This is a genomic window from Staphylococcus sp. M0911, from assembly GCF_003491325.1.
GTDB classification, from domain to species: Bacteria; Bacillota; Bacilli; order Staphylococcales; family Staphylococcaceae; genus Staphylococcus; species Staphylococcus warneri_A.
The window spans coordinates 990,961-1,012,014 of record NZ_CP022881.1 but is presented as its reverse complement, the minus strand read 5'-3'; the positions used below and the strand labels follow the sequence as shown (position 1 = coordinate 1,012,014).

Annotated in this window: 22 protein-coding genes; 6 read left to right on the top strand and 16 right to left on the bottom strand. The window is 30.3% G+C overall.

Features of this window, described 5'->3' with window-relative positions; translation table 11 throughout:
- Nucleotides 1-22 precede the first annotated feature (22 nt).
- On the bottom strand, nt 23-1,060 hold the full coding sequence (gene hemE / locus ssp1_RS05045) for a uroporphyrinogen decarboxylase (protein ID WP_002452119.1): 1,038 nt from the start codon (nt 1,058-1,060) through the stop codon (nt 23-25).
- A 334-nt stretch (nt 1,061-1,394) separates the two neighbouring features.
- Here hemE and traP point away from each other — a divergent pair, with 334 nt between their 5' ends.
- The gene (traP, locus tag ssp1_RS05040) at nt 1,395-1,898 is read left to right on the top strand and encodes a signal transduction protein TRAP (RefSeq protein ID WP_002452118.1); all 504 of its coding nucleotides are present in this window, start codon (nt 1,395-1,397) and stop codon (nt 1,896-1,898) included.
- Between the two features lie 56 nt (nt 1,899-1,954).
- Here the strand turns inward: traP and ecsB are convergent, their stop codons facing one another.
- Both ecsB and ecsA read right to left on the bottom strand, forming a co-directional pair.
- On the bottom strand, nt 1,955-3,178 hold the full coding sequence (gene ecsB, locus ssp1_RS05035) for an ABC transporter permease EcsB (RefSeq protein ID WP_075777913.1): 1,224 nt from the start codon (nt 3,176-3,178) through the stop codon (nt 1,955-1,957).
- Entirely contained in the window at nt 3,171-3,911 is a 741-nt protein-coding gene (gene ecsA, locus ssp1_RS05030) for an ABC transporter ATP-binding protein EcsA (protein WP_002452116.1), read from the bottom strand. The genes ecsB and ecsA overlap by 8 nt, the downstream gene beginning before the upstream one ends.
- Nucleotides 3,912-4,042: 131 nt before the next feature.
- Here ecsA and ssp1_RS05025 point away from each other — a divergent pair, with 131 nt between their 5' ends.
- From ssp1_RS05025 to prsA, 4 genes are all read left to right on the top strand, one after another.
- Nucleotides 4,043-4,468: an HIT family protein gene (locus ssp1_RS05025; RefSeq protein WP_002452115.1), complete on the top strand. Its 426-nt coding sequence runs from the start codon at nt 4,043-4,045 to the stop codon at nt 4,466-4,468.
- A 77-nt stretch (nt 4,469-4,545) separates the two neighbouring features.
- Nucleotides 4,546-4,917, top strand: a complete 372-nt coding sequence (locus tag ssp1_RS05020; protein ID WP_002452114.1) for a YtxH domain-containing protein — start codon at nt 4,546-4,548, stop codon at nt 4,915-4,917.
- A gap of 193 nt (nt 4,918-5,110) precedes the next feature.
- Nucleotides 5,111-5,668, top strand: coding sequence for a DUF3267 domain-containing protein (locus tag ssp1_RS05015; RefSeq protein ID WP_002452113.1), 558 nt, complete (start codon nt 5,111-5,113; stop codon nt 5,666-5,668).
- Between the two features lie 428 nt (nt 5,669-6,096).
- Complete coding sequence (prsA, locus tag ssp1_RS05010; RefSeq protein WP_075779018.1) at nt 6,097-7,089, top strand: peptidylprolyl isomerase PrsA; 993 nt, start codon at nt 6,097-6,099, stop codon at nt 7,087-7,089.
- A 151-nt stretch (nt 7,090-7,240) separates the two neighbouring features.
- Here the strand turns inward: prsA and ssp1_RS05005 are convergent, their stop codons facing one another.
- From ssp1_RS05005 to ssp1_RS04965, 9 genes are all read right to left on the bottom strand, one after another.
- Entirely contained in the window at nt 7,241-7,336 is a 96-nt protein-coding gene (locus tag ssp1_RS05005) for a type I toxin-antitoxin system Fst family toxin (RefSeq protein WP_107536146.1), read from the bottom strand.
- 151 nt (nt 7,337-7,487) lie between these two features.
- On the bottom strand, nt 7,488-8,429 hold the full coding sequence (gene yhaM / locus ssp1_RS05000) for a 3'-5' exoribonuclease YhaM (protein WP_075779017.1): 942 nt from the start codon (nt 8,427-8,429) through the stop codon (nt 7,488-7,490).
- The gene (locus tag ssp1_RS04995; protein WP_075779016.1) at nt 8,429-11,362 is read right to left on the bottom strand and encodes an ATP-binding protein; all 2,934 of its coding nucleotides are present in this window, start codon (nt 11,360-11,362) and stop codon (nt 8,429-8,431) included. The genes yhaM and ssp1_RS04995 overlap by 1 nt, the downstream gene beginning before the upstream one ends.
- The gene (locus ssp1_RS04990; RefSeq protein ID WP_002452108.1) at nt 11,352-12,548 is read right to left on the bottom strand and encodes a metallophosphoesterase family protein; all 1,197 of its coding nucleotides are present in this window, start codon (nt 12,546-12,548) and stop codon (nt 11,352-11,354) included. The genes ssp1_RS04995 and ssp1_RS04990 overlap by 11 nt, the downstream gene beginning before the upstream one ends.
- 244 nt (nt 12,549-12,792) lie before the next feature.
- Entirely contained in the window at nt 12,793-13,137 is a 345-nt protein-coding gene (locus ssp1_RS04985) for a YlbF/YmcA family competence regulator (RefSeq protein ID WP_002452107.1), read from the bottom strand.
- Nucleotides 13,138-13,206: 69 nt separating this feature from the next.
- On the bottom strand, nt 13,207-14,337 hold the full coding sequence (locus ssp1_RS04980; protein WP_002452106.1) for a DUF445 domain-containing protein: 1,131 nt from the start codon (nt 14,335-14,337) through the stop codon (nt 13,207-13,209).
- A gap of 274 nt (nt 14,338-14,611) precedes the next feature.
- Nucleotides 14,612-15,076 (bottom strand): XRE family transcriptional regulator XdrA, encoded by a 465-nt coding sequence (xdrA, locus tag ssp1_RS04975; protein ID WP_002452105.1) that lies wholly within the window; start codon nt 15,074-15,076, stop codon nt 14,612-14,614.
- A 250-nt stretch (nt 15,077-15,326) separates the two neighbouring features.
- Nucleotides 15,327-15,950, bottom strand: a complete 624-nt coding sequence (locus ssp1_RS04970) for a response regulator (protein ID WP_002452104.1) — start codon at nt 15,948-15,950, stop codon at nt 15,327-15,329.
- A 20-nt stretch (nt 15,951-15,970) separates the two neighbouring features.
- Nucleotides 15,971-17,083, bottom strand: coding sequence for a GAF domain-containing sensor histidine kinase (locus ssp1_RS04965; protein WP_002452103.1), 1,113 nt, complete (start codon nt 17,081-17,083; stop codon nt 15,971-15,973).
- Between the two features lie 177 nt (nt 17,084-17,260).
- Between ssp1_RS04965 and ssp1_RS04960 the strand changes: the two genes are divergently transcribed.
- On the top strand, nt 17,261-18,091 hold the full coding sequence (locus tag ssp1_RS04960; protein WP_118828141.1) for an RluA family pseudouridine synthase: 831 nt from the start codon (nt 17,261-17,263) through the stop codon (nt 18,089-18,091).
- A 58-nt stretch (nt 18,092-18,149) separates the two neighbouring features.
- Here the strand turns inward: ssp1_RS04960 and fumC are convergent, their stop codons facing one another.
- The 4 genes from fumC to ssp1_RS04940 form a co-directional block, all read right to left on the bottom strand.
- Nucleotides 18,150-19,535 (bottom strand): class II fumarate hydratase, encoded by a 1,386-nt coding sequence (gene fumC, locus ssp1_RS04955; RefSeq protein WP_107533114.1) that lies wholly within the window; start codon nt 19,533-19,535, stop codon nt 18,150-18,152.
- 154 nt (nt 19,536-19,689) lie between these two features.
- Complete coding sequence (locus ssp1_RS04950) at nt 19,690-20,082, bottom strand: hypothetical protein (protein ID WP_002452100.1); 393 nt, start codon at nt 20,080-20,082, stop codon at nt 19,690-19,692.
- A gap of 153 nt (nt 20,083-20,235) precedes the next feature.
- A complete protein-coding gene (locus ssp1_RS04945) occupies nt 20,236-20,415 on the bottom strand; it encodes an SAS053 family DNA gyrase inhibitor (RefSeq protein ID WP_049425065.1) in 180 nt (59 codons plus the stop codon).
- Between the two features lie 27 nt (nt 20,416-20,442).
- Nucleotides 20,443-21,042 carry a 6-phosphogluconolactonase gene (locus ssp1_RS04940; RefSeq protein WP_002452098.1) on the bottom strand — a complete coding sequence of 200 codons (600 nt, stop codon included), beginning with the start codon at nt 21,040-21,042 and terminating at the stop codon, nt 20,443-20,445.
- Nucleotides 21,043-21,054 lie beyond the last annotated feature (12 nt).

Sequence of the window (21,054 nt, the reverse complement as noted above, 5' to 3'; positions counted from 1 at the left end):
TATTCAAATTGAATTAATAGAACTACTGTTGAGTATAATCATGTACAAATTGACTTACTTTGCGAAGTGTTTCTGGTTGAACTTCTGGGAAAACACCATGCCCAAGGTTAAAGATGTGTTTACCTCTAGACATACCTTGGTCTAAAATGTCTTTTAATCTCTCTTCAATTACTTCCCATGGCGCTAATAATAATGAAGGGTCTAAATTACCTTGTAATGTTTTGTTTACGCCCATTTGTTGAGCTTGCTGAATAGATGTTCTCCAATCTAAACCTAGCACATCAATTGGTAAATCATTCCATTCGTTAATTAAATGACTCGCACCAACACCAAATAATATGACTGGAACGTGATGTTGACGCTTAATACCATTTACTAGTTTATCCATACCTGGCTTAATATATTTTCTATAATCTTGAACATTTAAAGCGCCTACCCATGAGTCGAAGATTTGAATCAACTCGGCACCTGCTTCTATTTGTGCATTAACGTAATCTATGGAAATAGCAACCAAATGATCCATTAAAGCAAACCAAGTAGCTTCATCTCGATACATCATTGCTTTAGTTAAATTGTAATTTTTAGATGGTCCGCCTTCTATCATATATGAAGCTAAAGTGAATGGAGCACCAGTAAATCCAATTAACGGTACATTTAATTTTTCTTCAGTTAAAATTTTTATCGTATCTAAAACATATGGTACATCTCGTTTTGGATCAATTTGAGAAAGTTTTTCAACATCTTGTACTGATTTTATTGGATTTTGTATCACTGGTCCGATTCCAGATTTAATCTCAACATCTACACCAATAGGTTTTAACGGTGTCATAATATCTTTATATAAAATCGCAGCATCTGTGTTGTAATTATCAACTGGTAAGTGTGTGACATATGCACATAATTCAGGTTGATGCGTAATATCGAATAATGAATATTTCTCTTTTAATTTACGGTATTCTGGCTGTGACCTCCCTGCCTGACGCATAAACCAGACCGGTGTATGGGATGTCTTTTCACCTTTTATCATTTTTAAAATCGTATCATTCTTGGTATGCACCATATAGTCCCCCTAAATTAAAATCATTCTTATCTATAATATCATATTGTATGTTCGTTCGTATTTTAATGTGCTTAAATGTCATAAAAAAGACATAGTAAAATTATTTGGAAATATGAACTACTTACAAATTGTCATAATTTTTTATTTAGATATTGAAATTCAATATAATAACTCGTCATTTTATATCATGGATATAATATAATTCCATTTAATTTCAGTTTAATTTGTAATAAATCAATACATTCTTATAGATTTATTTTAAAAATCAGACTTTTAAGGTAGAAAATAAAAATTGATAATCGTATAATTAATAAAAACGAGGGAGGTAACTGTCATGAATTTATATACATCTTATGGGACTTATGGATTTTTAAATCAAATTCAACTTAATAATCCAGATCATAATTTATACCAATATTCAGCATCAGATACTTCAGTTATATTAGAAGAAACTGAAGGAAAATCTGTACTAAAACATCCAAGTGCTTATGAAGTGTTATACAGTGTGGGTGAATTTAATGAAGATCATTTTTACTGTGCACTGTTTATTCCTTCATCAGAAGATCATAAAAATCAATTAGAAAAACAATTGCTTCATTTAGGTGCACCTTTTGACACTTTCGGTGGATTCAAAAGTTATCGATTATTACGACCTTTAGAAGGCAATACTTATAAATTGTATTTTGGTTTTGCTAATCGTAGTGCATATGAAGACTTTAAGTCATCTGATTTATTCCAAGATCATTTTTCTAAAGCAGCATTAAATCAATTCTTTGGATATAGTGGCCAACATTCAAGCTACTTTGAACGTTACTTATATCCAGTTGATCATAATTAAAAAATAAGTTGTTCTATAGCGTAGATACTTCTTTCGCTATAGGACAACTTTTTCATTTAATCTCTTAATAATGTTTCTTGGTATTTTAATTTTTTAATGGTACTTCTAATTGTTAAATAACCAACTAAGAAGAATACGATTGAAAAGAAAAATAATGTTGGATTCATGATTGAAAATGTAATTGTTAATATCAAACCAATAATAATCATAAGTCTATATAAAAACTTCTCATAACCCTTGATAACAATTGTATCAGGTACTGGCCAAACCTGTGGCCATAGTCCATAGGCTTGTTGAGTATAAAACTGAGACATTTGTAATAAAGTAATATACATAAACAGACTACCTATTAATATAGATACTACTGGATTTGAAAGCCATACCATTAATATCACCGCAATAAGTGTCAATCTTAATATGATGCTGAAAGCATCTCTACCACGTACAAAACTTCGTATAAATAAATATAAATACATTTGATTTGCATTAAACTTTTTACCTTTTGGTACCGGCAAGATAAAATCTAAATAACTACGTCTAACCGCAGATTCTCTAAGATGTTTGACATCGGTAAACATATTTACAAACTTATAATAATTAGTATAATGTCTATGTTCTACCCCAATCATTCTATCCCATGGGTATAATTGTTTGTCTGCTTTAGATTTTAAAATAACAATCAATATTAATATGACTAACGTGATAATTAACGCGAAATACGTTTGCATTCCGAGAATCAAATAATAGTTAATACTTAAAATAATAAAAAAGCCTATATTCATTAACCAAGTTGATACACCTAATTGATAACCAATCCATCTTAGGCATAATACTAAATAGGGTAATATTAGTGCAATTACTACAAAAACAATATAGTACTGCAAATGGTGATGATTTAATTTATAAAATAATGGAAATGGTACAATGAGTAATACCAATTGCATTATTATTCTTGCAAAGTAACTATATTGAATACTTAATGACATATATCGTTTCATATACTTTTCAAACGGTAATAAAAAAATCTGATCTGCTTCTTTTAATAATGTTCTTAATGGAAATAATGAAGCAATCGCGATAATCATACTAGTTATAAGTGCATAATCGATATGCTTAGGTATATGTTTTAACCACTCTCCATACCCCATGATAAAAGCACCGAACAAGATTAAAAGAAAGACAGTAAAATGACCATTAAAAATAAATTTATTGTAGTAATTCTTTTCTTTACGTATCGCCTTTTGACGCTTTCTAAATAATGTCGTTGCCTGATTATTCATTGGCATGTCCACCTTGAGTAACATGTATATAAATATCATCAAGTGTATGATGATTTAGACCAGTTTGCGTTCTTAATTCCTCTAAATTTCCAAAGGCCACAACTTCACCTTTATCTAAAATGATAAAACGATCACAGTAGCGTTCGGCAGTGGCTAAGATATGTGTACTCATTAACACTGTACGCCCTTCATTTTTCTTTTCTACCATTAAATCAAGCATGGACTGTATACCTAATGGGTCTAAACCTAAAAATGGTTCGTCAATAATGTACAATTCAGGATTAACAATAAAAGCACATATGATCATCACTTTTTGCTTCATACCTTTTGAAAAATGGCTTGGGAAGACTTTTAATTCATCTTGTAACCTAAATATTTTTAATAATGGTTCTGCCCTTTTCATTGCTTCTTCTTGAGATAGACCATATGCCATTGCAGTCATTTCAATATGTTCTTGTAACGTTAATTCATCATAAATAACTGGTGATTCTGGAATATATGATAATTTTCGACGATATGTTTCAATATCGTCTGTTATATTAGTATTTGAAATTGATAATGAGCCTGATGTAGGTGTTAAAAGTCCTAACATATGTTTGATCGTAGTACTTTTACCAGCACCATTCAGACCAATTAATCCAACGATTTCGCCTTTTTTTAATTCAAAATTAATATCCTTAATTACAGGTCGTTTACCGTAACCACCTGTTAGATGTTCTACTTTTACTGTCATAAGGCACCTCCACGAGACCTATTGTATCAAAAATAATGAATTACACCTAAAATTAGCTATGAAGAATGACGAATTTTTGTTAGTAATGCTATAATATACTTTAAGATGAAGAGAAGAGGAGTGTAATCAACATGTCTGAAACGATTTTCAGTAAAATTATTACTGGTGAAATTCCTAGCTTTAAAATTTATGAAAATGATTATGTCTATGCCTTTTTAGATATTTCTCAAGTAACGAAAGGTCATACACTGTTAATCCCTAAAAAAGCCTCAGCAAATATCTTTGAAACAGATGAAGAAACAATGAAACATATAGGTGTTGCTCTTCCTAAAGTGGCAAATGCAATTAAAAAAGCATTTAATCCTGATGGCTTAAACATTATACAAAATAATGGTGAATTCGCCGATCAATCTGTTTTCCATTTACATTTCCATTTAATTCCAAGATATGAAAATGACATTGATGGTTTTGGTTATAAATGGGAAACACATGAAGAAACGTTAAATGATGAAGTCAAAAAAGAAATTGCTGCTCAAATTCAAGCTCAATTTGAATAATCATGCTTAATTTGTCTTAAAATGGGTATAAGATGAATAATACAATTATCCGAGATATAAAAGTGAGGAGATTTATAATGAAAGTAACACGCGTATTGTTTGGTATTGGCGTAGGTGTTGCCGCAGGTTTCGCAGTCTCATTGCGTAATCGTGATGACCAAAGCGTTAAAAATAACACGATTGATGGCGGACAACCAACTGGCGCTCAATCAGAGTTACAACGTGAACTAGAAACAATGAAACAATCATTTAATGACATATTAAATTATAGTTCACAAATTAAAAATGAAGGAACAGAATTTGGTAGTTCAATCGGTGATGAAATCAAAACATTAATCGGTAACTTCAAGTCTGATATTAACCCTAATATTGAAAAGCTACAATCTCACATTGAGAATTTACAAAACCGTGGCGAAGAAATCAGTAACACATTTTCTAAAGAAAAATAAATGAATCATTATTGGGTTTCCCCTATTCAAAAAGTGCAATCAATAATTGCATTTTTGAATAGGGGTTTCTAATATATTGAATCACTTTTGAATTATGGTGTTTGACTGTTTTTTACTAAAGTACCTATTGACTTCATCTCTAATTCAATAGATAATACCATACATATATTGACTAAGAAATGAGGCATGTTGCATGTTTTTATGTACAAGACAAATTGATATTCATGAAAGATTTGGTATACCTAGAATTGCATTCATGAGCATCGTTGGTACCATTATAATGTTTTTGTTTAGTTATGAAGTCATGTACTTTTTTAGTAACACGCCATTATCAGATAAACATTTTTTGATTGTGCTTGTACTTATATTTTTTATGTATCCATTGCATAAAGGGGTTCATTTATTATTTTTCTTACCCTTTTACAAATCATTTCGAATTCATAAATTAACTCGAAAGAAATGGATTCCATATTTTAATACTTATGTAAATACACCTATTCATAAAGTTTATTTTTGTATCAACTTGATATTACCTTTTATATTAATATCATCTTTATTTATTTTTTTATGTATGTATTTCCCTCAATATGGACATTATTGTATGTTTCTATTAGCACTTAATTTTGGTTTTTCTGTACTTGATTTACTTTATTTAAAAATCCTAGTGTTTTCAAACTATGGTAATTATATTGAAGAACATCAATCAGGCGTTCACATTTTAAAAAAAGAAAAATTCGTTTCTACTTTATAAGTTTAAATCTAAAGAGGTCGGGACAAAAGCGTTTAGGATTTGAGCAGAACCGAACGATGATAAAGAACTACTTCCTTATTCATAGGTTAGTAGTTCTTACAAACTCAATAGTTGAGTTTGTTCATTTGAATTGTTTTCCAAATTTTGTCGAATCGTGAGCGTTTGCCCAACTTGCATTATTTGCAGAAATTGGAATACCAATTTCTCTATGTTGGGTCCCTTCTGTCGATAATCCTGCTTTTGGGATGCCGTTAATCGGTTTCCCAGAAGCACAAAAGCTTTATGTCTCAACCTCGTTTTTTATCGTCATGGACTTTTGTCTATAAATCACCTAGTACTATAGTCCTATAGAGAGGGTTTTGAATTGGTACCTTCCCTTTTATATGTTATATTTACGTTGATTATATACATAAAGGAGCTAACAACATATGAAAGCATTTAACAAAATCATGATACCAGTGACAGCAAGTGCCCTTTTACTAGGTGCATGTGGCTCAGATTCGACAGATTCAAAAGAGAACACGCTCATATCATCTAAAGCTGGTGATGTTAAAGTTGAGGATGTTATGAAGAAAATTGGCAAAGATCAAATTGCTAGTAAATCATTCAGTATCGCTCTAGATAAAATTCTCGCTGATAAATATAAAGATAAAGTAGATACTAAAGATATTGATAAAGATATCAAAAAAGAAGAAAAGCAATATGGTGGTAAAGAACAATTTGAAAGTGTTTTAAAACAACAAGGTATGTCAATGGATGAATACAAAGATCAAAAACGTTTATCTGCTTATCAGAAAGAATTATTAAATGATAAGATTAAAGTTTCGGACAAAGAAATCAAAGATAATACTAAAAAAGCTTCTCATATCTTAATCAAAGTCAAATCTAAAGATAGTGATAAAGAAGGCTTATCAGATAAGAAAGCTAAACAAAAAGCTGAAGAAATTCAAAAAGAAGTTTCCAAAGATCCAAGTAAATTTGGAGAAATCGCCAAAAAAGAATCAATGGATAAATCTAGTGCTAAAAAAGATGGTTCCCTTGGTTATGTAACAAAAGGTCAAATGATGGAAAGCTTCGACAAAGCACTATTTAAACTTAAAGAAGGTGAAGTTTCTAAAGTTATCAAAACTGATTATGGTTACCATATCATTAAAGCTGACAAAGAAACTGACTTTAATTCAGAAAAATCAAATCTAAAATCTAAAATTTTAGAACAAAAAATTCAAAAAGATCCTAAATTACTTACCGATGCTTATAAAGAAATTCTAGATGAATATAAAGTAGATTATAAAGATAGAGATATTAAAAAAGCTGTTGATGATACAATTTTAGATCCAGACAAGATTAAACAACAAGAACAACAGTCATCACAAGGTGGCGCTAGCATGCAACAAGGTGCTCCAGGAATGACAGGCTCATAATTCAAAATTAGCATTGACGACTGTAACATTTTGCAATCCTATTTACACATGTTATAATATATATAACAAAGATTTCAGTATGGAAACACCAATCCCCTCACCATTTGCGGTAGTGAGGGGATTTTTTAGTGTAGCTACATGTGTCGCCTATTTACTTATCGTTACGATGGCGTAGCCAATGCGCAAATAATGTAACGATACAACCACTAAAAACAGTAGTTGCGATATGAACAAAGATTTCAGTCATGGAAGTAACATCCCCTCTCATCGTCAAAATGACGCCTGAGAGATAGGCGACGATATTATTATATCATCTCTACTCACTTTTGAAATATATAGATAATAGATTAAATTAAAAGGTGATGAATTCATATTCGAGTTCATCACCTTTTTTCATATTAATCTAATTGTATTGGATTGTAGAATTGTCTATTTTCAAGACCAAAGATTCGCTCAGTAAATTGGCCTTTTTCAGTTTTCTTAAATGCTTTTTCAAACATATTCATTTTAGCATCTATATTATCTATGAAAAATAGAATCTCGGCTTCTTTTAAATGCGGCATTTTAGGTGAACCAAACTCTAATTTACCGTGATGAGCTAAGATCATATGTCTTAATAACATCACCTCTTCACCTTCGATTCCAAGCTCTTTTGCTGCTTCAGCCACTTCATCACTTGCAATTGAAATATGCCCTAATAAATTACCTTCAACAGTATACGTTGTAGCCACAGGTCCACTAAGCTCTTTTACTTTTCCTAAATCATGTAAAATGATGGCACTATATAATAGGCTTCTATTTAATAGTGGGTATATATCACAAATAGATTTAGCAACTTTTAACATCGTTAAAACATGATAACTTAAACCACTCGCAAAATTATGATGATGTGAACTTGCAGCTGGAAATGTAAAGAAACTTTCTTGATACTTTTTAATTAAATGTCTTGTAATGCGTTGTAAATTAGCATTCTCAATATCTAACATATAATGGGAAAGTGCTTCTTGAATTTCAGCTGGAGACATAGGTGCTCCATCTACGAAATCTTGTGTATTCATGTTATCTTCAGGTGTCGCTAATCGAATTTGATTCACTTTCATTTGTTTACGACCACGATAGTTAATGACATCACCTTTTACATGTACGATTTCTTCTGGCTTCAATGTCTGCATATCTTCTTTCGTTGCAGTCCATAATTTAGCCTCAATATCTCCACTTTTGTCTTGTAAATAAAGTGTCATATAGTCTTTACCTTGAGCTGTCACACCTTGTGTTGCTCTGTGGATTAAAAAGAAGTGATTAACTGAATCACCGGGATTTAATTTTTCTACATTTCTCATTATTTCCCGCCTTTCTCTAATTTATTTAATGTAATCATTTCTTTAGTTGGAACAATATTATCATTAGTACACGTAAAGTATAGTACTTGATGATCCGTTGATAATGTTCTTAAGTAATTTAACATTCTTTCTTTACGATCTTTATCAAAGTGTACAAACGCATCATCCACAATAATTGGGAATGGATAATATGGTTTTAATACTTTAATCAAACTCAATCTAAGTGCAACATATAACAACTCTTTCGTAGATTGACTTAACTCTACAGGTTGGTACATTTGACCATTTTCATGTTTAACTTGAATAGCTTCTTCTGAATAATAAATATTAGTATAAGCACCGTTAGTAAGATTTGTGAAAATAAGAATAGCTTCATTAATCACCTGTGGTAAACGTTTATCTTTAATTTGTTTTATATGTTCATCTACTAAACTTTGTAAGTAACTTAAACTTGCCCAATCTTTAGCTATGCTATTCATTCTATTCTTCAAGCTATGATATTCATGACGTAATTGTGTTAATGTCGTATCTGTTTCCATATGCGCAATTTGAGCATTAAGATCACTCACTTCAGCTTGCATATCCAAATATTGTTCATTATATTGGTCAACTTGGTGTGCAAGTAATTGATTTTCCTCGTTTAACTGTGCTGTTGTTTTATCACTTAATTGTGAACTAGCATCATATGAGTAATTTTGATTTTCAAGATATTTTGTTAAATCATTGAAACGCGTCAATTGATTTATATATGTTTGATATTTTTCATGATGTTGATAATATTCTTCTTCCGTAGCCACACCGATATGATTAAATAATTCGTTAATCGTTTGATTATTATCCTCTAAGTGTGTTCGTAGCTGTGATAACTCATCATTTAATAATTTACTTTGTTCAGTATTTTTATGCCACTTTTCATTACTTTCTTCAGCATTTTTAAGCCATTGTTTCACATCGTGGAAGAATGACATTTTATTAAAGTAAGTAAATTGTGATTGTGTCACTGCTTCAGCATGATTATAAAATGCCTCTAAATCATTTACTATTTGATGACGTTTAGAATTTAATTCATCAATATACTGATCATTTGATTTGATTTGGCCCATTGTACCTATACTTTCAACAATAAGGCTATCTGATATTTTTGGTGAAAGATGTAACTCTTGTTTCGCAACTTCAATATTATGATTAATATCATTGAAACGTTGTTTTGCCTTAGATAATGCATTGTTCATATAATTTGATTTTTCATCTAGAACGTCTTTATTTTTTAAAGCATGTTGCCAATGATCACGTGTACGTTGTTGCTCATCTAAATCAAAGTCTAAATCATATTGATTTTCTAAAACTTCTAATTGTTTTTCTAAATCGTCAATTTCTTGTGTGATTGTTTCGCTATAATCTACTTCCTTAGATTTCACTAGGAATATACCGATTACAAACACAACAGTTAATACAGCAAATATAATACCAAAAATCATGTTTTGCGTTAAAAATGCGAAAACGGTTAACGCTGCGCCAACTATTGCTAGTAAAATAAATACCATACGTAACATTTTTTGGCGTTTGTTTTTTCGCTCTTGTTCAATTTCAAATGTTTCTTTTAATTTTTCATAGAGATTTTCTTTCTCATTTAATTCAACAATTTGTTGTTTGTGCTCTTTTTTCTTTTCAAAAGTTTCTTCTGGAACAAGTTGATTTTCTAAGTGATCTAATTCATTGCTATTTGCGTTTTGTTCAATTTTATTATCTTCAATACTACGTTCTAATTGTTGAATATACGCGACTTGCTCTTGCTTGTTTTTAATTTGATCACTAATATGACTCTTCATTGCCTCTGAACTATCAACATCATGATGCGTTTCATTCCAACCAATATTAGATTGCATACTTTCTTTATCACGTTGTTTATCAGAAATTTCTTTTTCTAAAGATCTTAATTCATATTCTTTTTGTTTAATTTCATTTTCTTGCTGATATAAACTATTAAAGGCATCAATATCAGACTGTTTAGCAGGTTCTAAAGATTCATTATCTTGTTTGATATGAGCCAATTGTTGTTCTCTTAAACTAATGTCTTTGAGCAAGGATTGTCTTTGCGCATTTGCAGCTTCATAACGATCAATCCCCTTTTCAGGAAAATGTAATGGTTCAACATTTAGTGCATGTTCTAATTGTTTCCATTCTTGTGTTTGATCATGTAATGCTACTTCTTTTTGCTTTTCTTCATGCATTTTAGAGAGTTGATTCAAGTTCTGTTTGATATTGTCAAGACGGCGTGAAGATTTGTCTTTTTCATCAACTAATCTATGATACGTATCAAGTTTCGCTTCTTCTTCACGTATTTGTGCTTCTAATTGTTTTAACTGATCCACTTGTTGATTAATAATTGGATTTTTACCTGACTTTTTATACAATTCGTCCTTTTTCTGACCAATCGTATCTCTCATGCTTGTAAATTCAGTGGACCCTAAAGCACCCGCTTCAAGTAAATAGTCTTGTAGTTGTTTTTCATCTAAATTACGATGAATATCTTGTAAGCCTAGGACGTCAAAAGAAAATATACCTTGGTATGTCTTTTTAGATATATAATTCAATTTCTTTTGTAACCATTCTTCATCTCGAACGCTACCATCTTCTAGATATACTTTAACGTCACCTTGAGCGCTACCTTTGATACGTTCTACTTCAATGACATTTCCATCGTCTAATTGAAGCGTTAATTTACCACCATATTGATTACCTAATCTTGGTTCTAAACGTGGTTCTTTAGACTTCTTAGTTGGAAAGCCAAACAATATAGAATGGATGAAAGCTTGAATCGTTGATTTACCAGCTTCATTTTCACCAAAAATTTCTGTAAATGATTGGTTAAACTCAATATTTCGCTGAACAAATTGGCCATAGCCATATATCTCAAGTGATTTAATTATCATTTTGTTCACCTCTCATGTCTGCCTTTAATAAATCTTCAGCATGATTGACTAGCTCTGTTTTATCAAAAGTTGTATAGTCATCTAAATATTTAGAAGCACGTGGATTTAAATATAAATCCGACATTGCTTTATCGAAGACTGTTCTATCATTTAATAAATCATTTGAAAACTCATTTACTAATGGAGACTCGTCATTCGATTTATATTTTAAATTTAAATCCTCTATAAATACAAAATCTTTTTCATTTTCTTCATAGTCCGTAATCATTTCTTCGACTTGTAATATATCTTGAGGTGACATCATTGATTCACTATTGATAATGACATTTAAGCGGTAAAATGCTTTTCCTTCTTCTCGTACTTTATCTTTAAATGCTTGGATTGCTTCATACAAGCCCTGTTTAGTTGTTTCTGAAGTTTCAATAGTTGCTTCTTCAAATTTAATAGATTGTGTCGGATAGAATTGTGTAGTGAGCTTTAAATTATCCCCTTGGATAAGTAAACAGCCTTTTTCACCTTTTTCGTTAAAATGTCGACCTTGAATATTACCAGCATAATTAATAACTGGTAAGTCACTTAATTGTTGTCTTTCATGTATGTGACCTAACGCCCAATAATGGTACAATTTACTATTTAAATCTTCTAGTCTAAATTCAGTATATCTATCTTTAACAGATGACTTACTATAAGTACCATGTAGCACCCCGATATGTATACCTTGTTGTCCCTGACTAGATGGAAAGCTATCAATCTTATTCTCATAACTTGCATCATTTTGATAACTAAATCCATGTATAAAAATTGTCTCTCCATCTTTAGTAATCGCTTGATAAGTTTCTACTTGGTTTGAAAATACAGATACATTTTTAGGCCAATTTGATGATATCTTTGTTGACAATGGATCATGATTACCATGACAAATGTAAACGAAAATTTGTTCTTTTTCTAATCGTTCGAATTGCTCTTTTAAAAACACCTCAGCTCGTAATGTTCGATTTTCTTTATCGAATAAATCACCAGCAATGATGATAAAATCTACTTCTTTTTGTAATGCTAAATCAACAATATGTTGAAAACTTTCATACGCACTTTTTTGAACATCCTCAAATATATTGGGGCTCAAATGACTTTTAGATTTAAAAGGACTGTCTAAATGTAAATCCGCACAATGTATAAATTTAACCATAAGCTCTATTCTCCTTATTAAAGACACTTTATGACTGAAGTTAATTAAAATGTATTTAAAATAATAAAGATACATTTCGTATTCTAATTACCAAATAAAAATCCAGTCACAATATTCCTTTATATCTAATCATTTTACCATATGTGAAACATAACAGTCGATGTTGAACATAGTTATTCATTCATAATATAAAAAAAGCTACAGCACTTAATAAGTACTGTAGCTACGAATAAATAACTAACTATTAGTCAGCGTAAATTTCATCTAATGGTTTAACGATGATTTGGTTGATTTCTTGGAATACTTGACTCATTTTTTGTTCAGCTTGCATTAATGAAGAGATGTTTTCATCTTTTTCAATTGCTTGAGCTTGTTCTTGAGCTTTTTGTAAGTCTTCCTCAGGAATTTCTTCACCTTGCATTTGTTTTTGTTGGAAATTCATTTGAGTTTCACGGAATTCATCAAATAATTTTTTTGATTCTTCGTTATCTTTTACTTTAGCATAAGCATCTTTAATAGCTTTGTATTCATCACTATCTCTTAATGCTTGCTCTAATTGGTTTGCATAATCATATAAATTTACTGCCATTGTTCATTGCACTCCTTTGAGTTAATTTGTGTTTCAACACTCTTAATAAATGTAACACATATCATTTAGTTAGACAAAGATTGCGACTATACCTTGGAAAATTCCTATAATACCACCAAGTATAAAACCTAATGACATAATTAATTTTAATTCTTTATTAGCAATATCGATAATAATTTTTTCTATATAGTCTAAATCAAATGTGTTGATTTGATCTTCAACAAGTTGTCTTAAATTAATTTTATGCATAATAGTTGTTAAATTGTTTGATACTTGATTAATAATGATATCTGTCAGTTTGCTAGACAACTCGTTTTCTAAATAATGAATAAACTGAGGTGCCAATTCATTAATAGGTTTTCTTATTTTATCTTGTAAATTAAATTGCGTCATCATTAATGATGTTGCAGTTGTAGCAATATTTTCAAACTGTTCATTTGATACTAATTCACCTAGTTGCTTTTGTTTTAATGTTTCAAATTCATTATTGATCACTTGATCAATAATTGATTTGGCTTTCGGATGATTTGTTAAGCGAATTAATTCTTGTTGTATTCGATCAGCAATACTCTCTCGTGTCATAAACATTTGTAATAGACCTACAATTTTACCTTTTTCATTAAAGAATGTTTCTAACATATCGTTGATGTCGTGCGTACCTTTTGGTGAAGATAAATAAACACGTGCACGTTCACAAATTAAATCACCAACTTCATTCAGTCTTTCTTCAATCAACTCAATTAATTCCTGAGGTAATACATCTTTAACTGTAGATTGTTGATGAGACCTGTAATATTTCATTAGCATTGATTCTACTTCTTCGTGTAGTTGATGTTCTATAAAATAATCGATATTAAAATCAACTTTTTCTGCAATATAGTGAATAGTCATATCATCTGCTTTCAGTTGTTGTATCTGTTTTAAAATAATATCGTTTATCGTACTTTTAGCTTTTCCATCATTTAATTTTTGTCTCATGAGATCTTCTGTAAGCAAATGTTCTTCAATAACTTGACCAATTTTATTTGCAATTTCATCTCTTCTTTTCGGAATTAAACCTGGTGTGAATGGAACTCTTATTTTAAAAATGTAATATGGATTGAACGGGTGAAATAACATTTTGATAGCTATGACGTTAGTTAACCCACCAATAACGGCACCAACCACCATCATAAATAAGATGATTAACAAAGCATGCATGACATAGACTCCCTTCAAAATATAAAAAATCATGATTTATTATAGCATTTAATTTCCTTAGGTTTCGTTAATTTATACTTATAAAACTTTTTTCATTTACCAACTAACTTAAAATAAGTCGTTATAATTACCCACAGTACAAATAAAAGCCTAAGTCATCATTTGTTGACGGCCTAGGCTAATATGTATAGTCAATAACTAAAACATCTTCTATGTTAATAAAAATAAGTGATTAAATCATTTTAAGATTCTACTATCACTTATTTGAGAAAAATTAAATATGAACTAGTTCTTCTTTAGCATTTCTATTGAAATAAGTTTCTGCTTCTCTCATTTTAGAAGTGCCGAAAATAGGTTGTTTTTCAGGATTTAATACACGGTAAATATTGCTAACTTTATTACTTTGTAAAATATAACCGCTTCTAGTTTCAATTGTATTCCAATAAATATCACTAGTTGTTGAGTGATTTGGATAAGCACAATGATTTCTAGATATTGTTTGGACGATTTCTAATGGATCACAACCAAACGTGCTATTCAAAACATCTGAATCTCTAAATAACGCACAAATTGAAACACATGTTGTCCAATTTGGTAATACACGTTCTTTTTCAATTTGAACTAATGTTTTTTTAGAAAGTCCAATTGTTTGAGCCATTGTATCTTGTGTATATCCTGCTTCTATACGAACCATTTTAAATTTTGTTTGAATTAAATCTGTAAAACTCTGTCTATCCATTCTATTATCTACCTTTCTTGAAGAGAATTTATATCCGGACACAAGAAATTGCAATTATACACATTTCTTGAAACACAAATTACATCTTAATATATTTTTAATGAAAATAAAAGAGTCAATTTCGTTTTAAGCTCATTTTTATTAAAGGCAAAATTATCAAAATACTTAAATTTTTAACATAATTTGTAAAAACTTAGTTATTTAACCATCAATAATTGAGCATAATTTTTACTGCTATTAACTTTTTTAATTAAATCAGTTTATTTTCCATAGCATAAATTGCAGCTTGTGTACGATCGCTCACTTGCAATTTACTAAAGATATGACTGACATGTGTTTTAATTGTTTTTTCGGATACAAATAATGTATTAGCAATTTCTTTGTTTGTTTTGCCTTTTACCATTTCTTTAAGTACTTCTGTTTCTCTTTTAGATAATTTATTTGTAAAATGCGGTTTAGAACTCATAGAGTCTATAACATGTTTTGCATCTGGATGAATGATTCGCTTCCCATTAAGTACATTATGAATCGTTTCAATAAGTTTCTGTGGTTCGACGTCTTTCATTTCATAGCCATCAGCACCTTTTTCTATGGCAGAAATGACATGTTCATCATCAACATAACTTGTTAACACTAAAATTTTAATGTTAGGATAATGCTTTTTCAAATACTCAGTTATTTCAATACCATTCATATCTGGCATAACTAAATCTAATAACACAATATCCGGCTGTTCATTGTTTTCTAGGTATTCTAAAAATAGTTTACCTTCAGCAAACCCTTGTACAACCTCTATATCTTCTACAGTAGATAATAAAAATTCTAAGCCTTGTCTTACAATATGATGATCATCGACTAATATGATTTTATTCATCGTTATACTCCTTTAAATAATTAGTTCAATGGTATTTCTATTTCAATACGAGTACCTTTTAATGGCTTTGAATCGATACGTAGACGTCCTTTTAAAATATCTGTACGTTGTTGTAAATGCTTTAAACCATTCGATGTATCAGACATTTGCTTTGTATTGTCAAATCCTTTTCCCTCGTCTTGAACAATCACATAAAGTTTTTCATTTGTCTGTTTTAAAGTTAAAGTAACTTCTTTTGTTTTCGCATGCTTTCTTACATTGTTTAGACATTCTTGAACCATACGATAAACATTTTCTTCAATGACATTGGTAACATCGATCAATCCATCCACATGAACAGTTAAATTCAACTGTAACAATTCACTATAATGATTCAGTGCGTGTAACATTCCTTGCTCTAATCCAACAGGTTTTAATTGCCAAATGAGTGCACGCATTTCATTAACCGCATTTTGACTTGTTTCCTCAATTGTTTTAAAGGCTTTTTTTGACATTTCTTCGTTTGAAATACCATAGGCAGCATGTGCAGTTAATTTTAATGAAAATAACATTTGATTAACCGAATCATGTAAATCTCTAGCTAACCGATTTCTTTCATTAATTCGAGCATTTTCTTTTTCTTTATCAGTTAACATTATACGCTTGATAGCTGAACCAATTTGAAAGGCCACTGATTCTAATAGTGCTAAATCTTCCTGACTATAATGGCTTTTATTTGGTGTAGCAACATTTAATAAACCAAATTGTTCTTCACCAGATCTCAGTGGCACTGTTGCATGGTGCGTAATATCGTCTGTTTCTTCATAATGCGCACGATTGGCTAAATTAATTCTTGAGCAATTAATGATATTAGACGCTTTCGTCAGTTTTTCATTTTGATAGGCACGTACACACCAACATGATCCATCAGTCATATAGTGACATTGATTTTTAGATAGTGCTCCTGGCAAGTTCACACTGGAAACTAATTCATGATGGCCAAAATCATCGATAAAGAAAATCCAACCCGTCGTAAAGTCACTTCCTTCTATCAAAGATTGAATTGCACCTTGCATCATACTATATATTTCTGTTTCTTCATTCAAAAATTCTGCAATTTCTTTAAGGAGAGCGATGCGTGTTGGTTTTTCCATAATTACCTCCAAAAATAATTTGAATATCTATTCTATTATACCGTTTCATGTAATATAAAAAAACATTTCAACGTCATTATGGCGCATGACGGTGATGCAAAGGGTATTATTTAACTTGATTTTATATTGCAATAATACATTTTATGATATGATTAAGAGTAACTATAGGAGGATTTTATGAAATTTACAATACCTGAAAATTATGATCAATATACATTGAGAGAGATTTTCCAAGATTTAAAGTTACCTAAAAAAGACTTACATTTATTAAATATGTCTAAAGATATTACTATTAATAAAGAAACAAGTCGTTTATCTGATAAGGTCAATTCCGGTGATGAAGTATTTATACCTACACCAGAAGAAAAAAGTAATTACTTACCAAGTTATCGTTACGCACAAGTTTACTATGAAAACGATGATTTTGCGATTGTGCTAAAACCTAAAGGTGTCAAAACACATCCAAATGATTTAAAAGAAAGTAATACTTTAATGAATCATCTTATTTATACTATTGATAGTGATTATGTAGAAACTATACATCGATTAGACCAAGAAACAGTTGGTTTATTAATTGTGGCAAAAAATCCATTAATGAAAAAGATATTAGATAGAATGCTAGAAGAAAATGATATCACCCGCATCTATAAAGCACATGTTAAAGCCTTATTACCTATCAAACCCCAAACAATTGATAAACCCATTGGTAAAGATAAGTTTCATCCAAATAAGAAACGTATATCTAATACAGGTCAACGTGCGATCACACATATTTTATCTTCAAATATGATTAAAGAAAATGTATGCGAGTTAGAAATTAAATTAGATACTGGACGCACACACCAAATTCGTGTACATCTAGCAGAAATCGGACACCCTGTCATTGGAGATCCATTATACGGAGATTCAACATTAAGACAATTAGAATTACATAGTTATAAAATCGAATTAGAACACCCATTAACTAAAGAATGGATATCAGTTAGTTTAGATGATGATATTTCATAAAAAAGCTAGGAAGATTAATGTAATTTAATCTTCCTAGCTTTTAATTATTATATTAGCACTAGTGCGGGTCTACCATATCTTCTGGTTTAATCCATTCTTCAAATTGTTCTTCAGTAACATAACCTGATTGAATAGCTGATTCTTTAAGTGTTAAGCCCTCTTTATGTGCTTTTTTAGCTATTTGGGCTGCTTTTTCATATCCAATATGTGGATTTAAAGCAGTCACTAACATTAATGATTGATTTAAGTAATTATCAATATTTTCCTCAATAGGTTCAATACCTACGGCACAGTTATTATTAAATGTTTCCATACCATCTGCTAATAAGTAAATTGATTGTAATGTATTGTGTAAAATGACCGGTTTAAATACATTTAATTCAAAGTTGCCTTGTGAACTTGCGATACCTACTGCAGTGTCATTACCCATCACTTGTACTGCTACCATTGTTAACATTTCACATTGTGTTGGATTAACTTTACCTGGCATAATTGAAGAACCTGGTTCATTTTCAGGAATTGAAATTTCAGCTAAACCTGCTCTTGGACCTGAAGCTAACCATCTTACATCATTAGCAATTTTCATTAAATCGCCAGCTAGTGCTTTTAATGTACCATGCAATTGAACAACTTCATCATGTGCCGTTAATGCATGGAATTTGTTTTCTGATGATACAAATGCATAACCTGTGTTTTCAGAGATAAATTTCGCAACTTTGTCTCCAAACTCTGGATGTGCATTGATTCCTGTACCTACGGCAGTACCACCAATTGCTAAGTTTAGTATATGCTTTTTAGATTCATTTAATAATGTTTCACATCTATCTAACATATAACGCCAACCACTAATTTCTTGTCCTAATTTAATTGGTGTCGCATCTTGTAAATGTGTACGACCAATTTTAATAATAGATTCAAATTCATCTTCTTTTTGTTTGAAAGTTTGGCGTAAATGTTTTAACGCTGGTTCTAATTTAGTTTCAACTTCGTGATATAGTGCAACGTGCATCGCTGTTGGAAATGTGTCGTTAGAGCTTTGAGATTTATTTACATCATCATTCGGATGGATTGATTCATCACTTTGATGTTCTTTTAAATATTCATTAGCTACATAACTAACTACTTCATTCACATTCATATTACTTTGTGTACCGCTTCCTGTTTGCCAAACAACTAATGGGAAATGTTCGTCTAATTCACCATTTAGAATTTTATCACAAGCATAGACGATAGCATCTTTTTTAGCATCACTTAATTTCCCTAACTCGTTGTTAGCTAATGCAGCACCTCTTTTAAGTTGAGCAAATCCGTATACAACTTCAATAGGCATTTTCTCTTTACCTACTGGGAAGTTTCGTTTACTTCTTTCTGTTTGAGCACCCCAATATTTATCTGCAGGTACTTCAATTTCTCCAAATGTATCATGTTCAATACGTACTGACATTTTTTTCTCCCCTTATTATCATTGTTAATCCTAGTATATCACTATTTAATTTGTCATATCAATTTAGAAGTAAAACGTTTACATATATTTTTCAAATACAAAAACTCTAGTTTCTAATAGCAATTCACTACAAAAACTAGAGTTAAAATGTAAATTATTGAAATTTTTGTTTTGTTGCTTGAACCGTTGCAATTGCAGTTAAAATATATAGAATCGCACTAATTATAATTGTAAATGGACTTACTTTAATTAAGATACTTAAAATACCTGTTAAGCTATTATAGAAATCATCTAATGTATACATTAAAATACCAGTAATAGCCAAACAACAAATGACACTGATGATAATGCCAGATTGATTACTTTTAATAAATGTTTGCGCACTGACCTCATCAATTAAACCATTCGAAAGATTTAACTGTAATTGTACTATTTTAAATAAAACCGGTAAGTATAATGCGCCTAGTGCTAATGGAAATGCCTTGATTGAAATTAAACTTACAATAACAGTTGCGATCATTAAATATTTCCAATACTTCCCTAGCATATGTAATCTCCTTTTAAACATGATTCTTCAATATCATACCATAATGCAGGATTTGATGGATGACGTCAATTTGAATTAATTATATAAAAGTTCTTTGATTAATACATAAAAATACTCTTGCAATAGAACTTTCACTATTACAAGAGTTAATATTTATTCTTGATCTAAATCAGAACGCACTTCTGAATCATGAGATTGATTTAATTTATCTTCATCATTTTCTTCAGAAATTTGTTCCATTTCTTTACCTAAATCTTTTAAATCATCTAAATCAGTTACCATTGCATTTTCTTCTTCGTGGTAATTCGTTCTAGAATCTTTATTTTGAGTCATATAGATAACCTCTTTCTCACTTATTCGTTATGCAAAGCGAGCTGTGAAGTATTCTTTTACGTCTTCAGGTAATCCAGCTGCTGCTTCTTTATCTAAAATAACGTTAACCATACGGTGCGCTTTTAAGTCTGCTGGTTCAAAATTAGATTTTCCATTTTCATTATATAATTTTTCAACTACTTCACGTTTATTACTACCAGTAACAACTAAGAAGATTTCACGTGCTTCTAATAAACCTTGTCTAACACTTACGTCTAAATTACCGCTTTCATCAATTGAAACCACTTGTAATACTAATTTACCTTTATTTTCTTTGGTTTTAATTTTATCTGAAATAAAGTCATTAGCATCTTGATTGTATGATAATGAATAAATTTGACTTTGTGGTACACCTAACGCTTCATAATATGATTGATTTTCATCATAATCTAAAATGTTAATTTGACTGAAGTCAACTGCATGTAAATCAACATTCTTTTTTAATTCATCTAATACAGGTGCATGATCTTTTGTTAAATGAACACCTGCGATAGTCATTGGGTTGTTATTAAATTGTTTTCTCAAAATATCCGCTGTATATTCAGCTACTCTTTGCTTATCTTCAAATACTTTAAAGTTCATTGCCATTTTAAAATACAC

Coding starts and splice junctions, on each gene's coding strand:
- hemE (WP_002452119.1), bottom strand. CDS start 1,060: ATGGTGCATACCAAGAATGATACGATTTTAAAAATGATAAAAGGTGAA.
- traP (WP_002452118.1), top strand. CDS start 1,395: ATGAATTTATATACATCTTATGGGACTTATGGATTTTTAAATCAAATT.
- ecsB (WP_075777913.1), bottom strand. CDS start 3,178: ATGAATAATCAGGCAACGACATTATTTAGAAAGCGTCAAAAGGCGATA.
- ecsA (WP_002452116.1), bottom strand. CDS start 3,911: ATGACAGTAAAAGTAGAACATCTAACAGGTGGTTACGGTAAACGACCT.
- ssp1_RS05025 (WP_002452115.1), top strand. CDS start 4,043: ATGTCTGAAACGATTTTCAGTAAAATTATTACTGGTGAAATTCCTAGC.
- ssp1_RS05020 (WP_002452114.1), top strand. CDS start 4,546: ATGAAAGTAACACGCGTATTGTTTGGTATTGGCGTAGGTGTTGCCGCA.
- ssp1_RS05015 (WP_002452113.1), top strand. CDS start 5,111: ATGTTTTTATGTACAAGACAAATTGATATTCATGAAAGATTTGGTATA.
- prsA (WP_075779018.1), top strand. CDS start 6,097: ATGAAAGCATTTAACAAAATCATGATACCAGTGACAGCAAGTGCCCTT.
- ssp1_RS05005 (WP_107536146.1), bottom strand. CDS start 7,336: ATGACTGAAATCTTTGTTCATATCGCAACTACTGTTTTTAGTGGTTGT.
- yhaM (WP_075779017.1), bottom strand. CDS start 8,429: ATGAGAAATGTAGAAAAATTAAATCCCGGTGATTCAGTTAATCACTTC.
- ssp1_RS04995 (WP_075779016.1), bottom strand. CDS start 11,362: ATGATAATTAAATCACTTGAGATATATGGCTATGGCCAATTTGTTCAG.
- ssp1_RS04990 (WP_002452108.1), bottom strand. CDS start 12,548: ATGGTTAAATTTATACATTGTGCGGATTTACATTTAGACAGTCCTTTT.
- ssp1_RS04985 (WP_002452107.1), bottom strand. CDS start 13,137: ATGGCAGTAAATTTATATGATTATGCAAACCAATTAGAGCAAGCATTA.
- ssp1_RS04980 (WP_002452106.1), bottom strand. CDS start 14,337: ATGCATGCTTTGTTAATCATCTTATTTATGATGGTGGTTGGTGCCGTT.
- xdrA (WP_002452105.1), bottom strand. CDS start 15,076: ATGGATAGACAGAGTTTTACAGATTTAATTCAAACAAAATTTAAAATG.
- ssp1_RS04970 (WP_002452104.1), bottom strand. CDS start 15,950: ATGAATAAAATCATATTAGTCGATGATCATCATATTGTAAGACAAGGC.
- ssp1_RS04965 (WP_002452103.1), bottom strand. CDS start 17,083: ATGGAAAAACCAACACGCATCGCTCTCCTTAAAGAAATTGCAGAATTT.
- ssp1_RS04960 (WP_118828141.1), top strand. CDS start 17,261: ATGAAATTTACAATACCTGAAAATTATGATCAATATACATTGAGAGAG.
- fumC (WP_107533114.1), bottom strand. CDS start 19,535: ATGTCAGTACGTATTGAACATGATACATTTGGAGAAATTGAAGTACCT.
- ssp1_RS04950 (WP_002452100.1), bottom strand. CDS start 20,082: ATGCTAGGGAAGTATTGGAAATATTTAATGATCGCAACTGTTATTGTA.
- ssp1_RS04945 (WP_049425065.1), bottom strand. CDS start 20,415: ATGACTCAAAATAAAGATTCTAGAACGAATTACCACGAAGAAGAAAAT.
- ssp1_RS04940 (WP_002452098.1), bottom strand. CDS start 21,042: ATGGCAATGAACTTTAAAGTATTTGAAGATAAGCAAAGAGTAGCTGAA.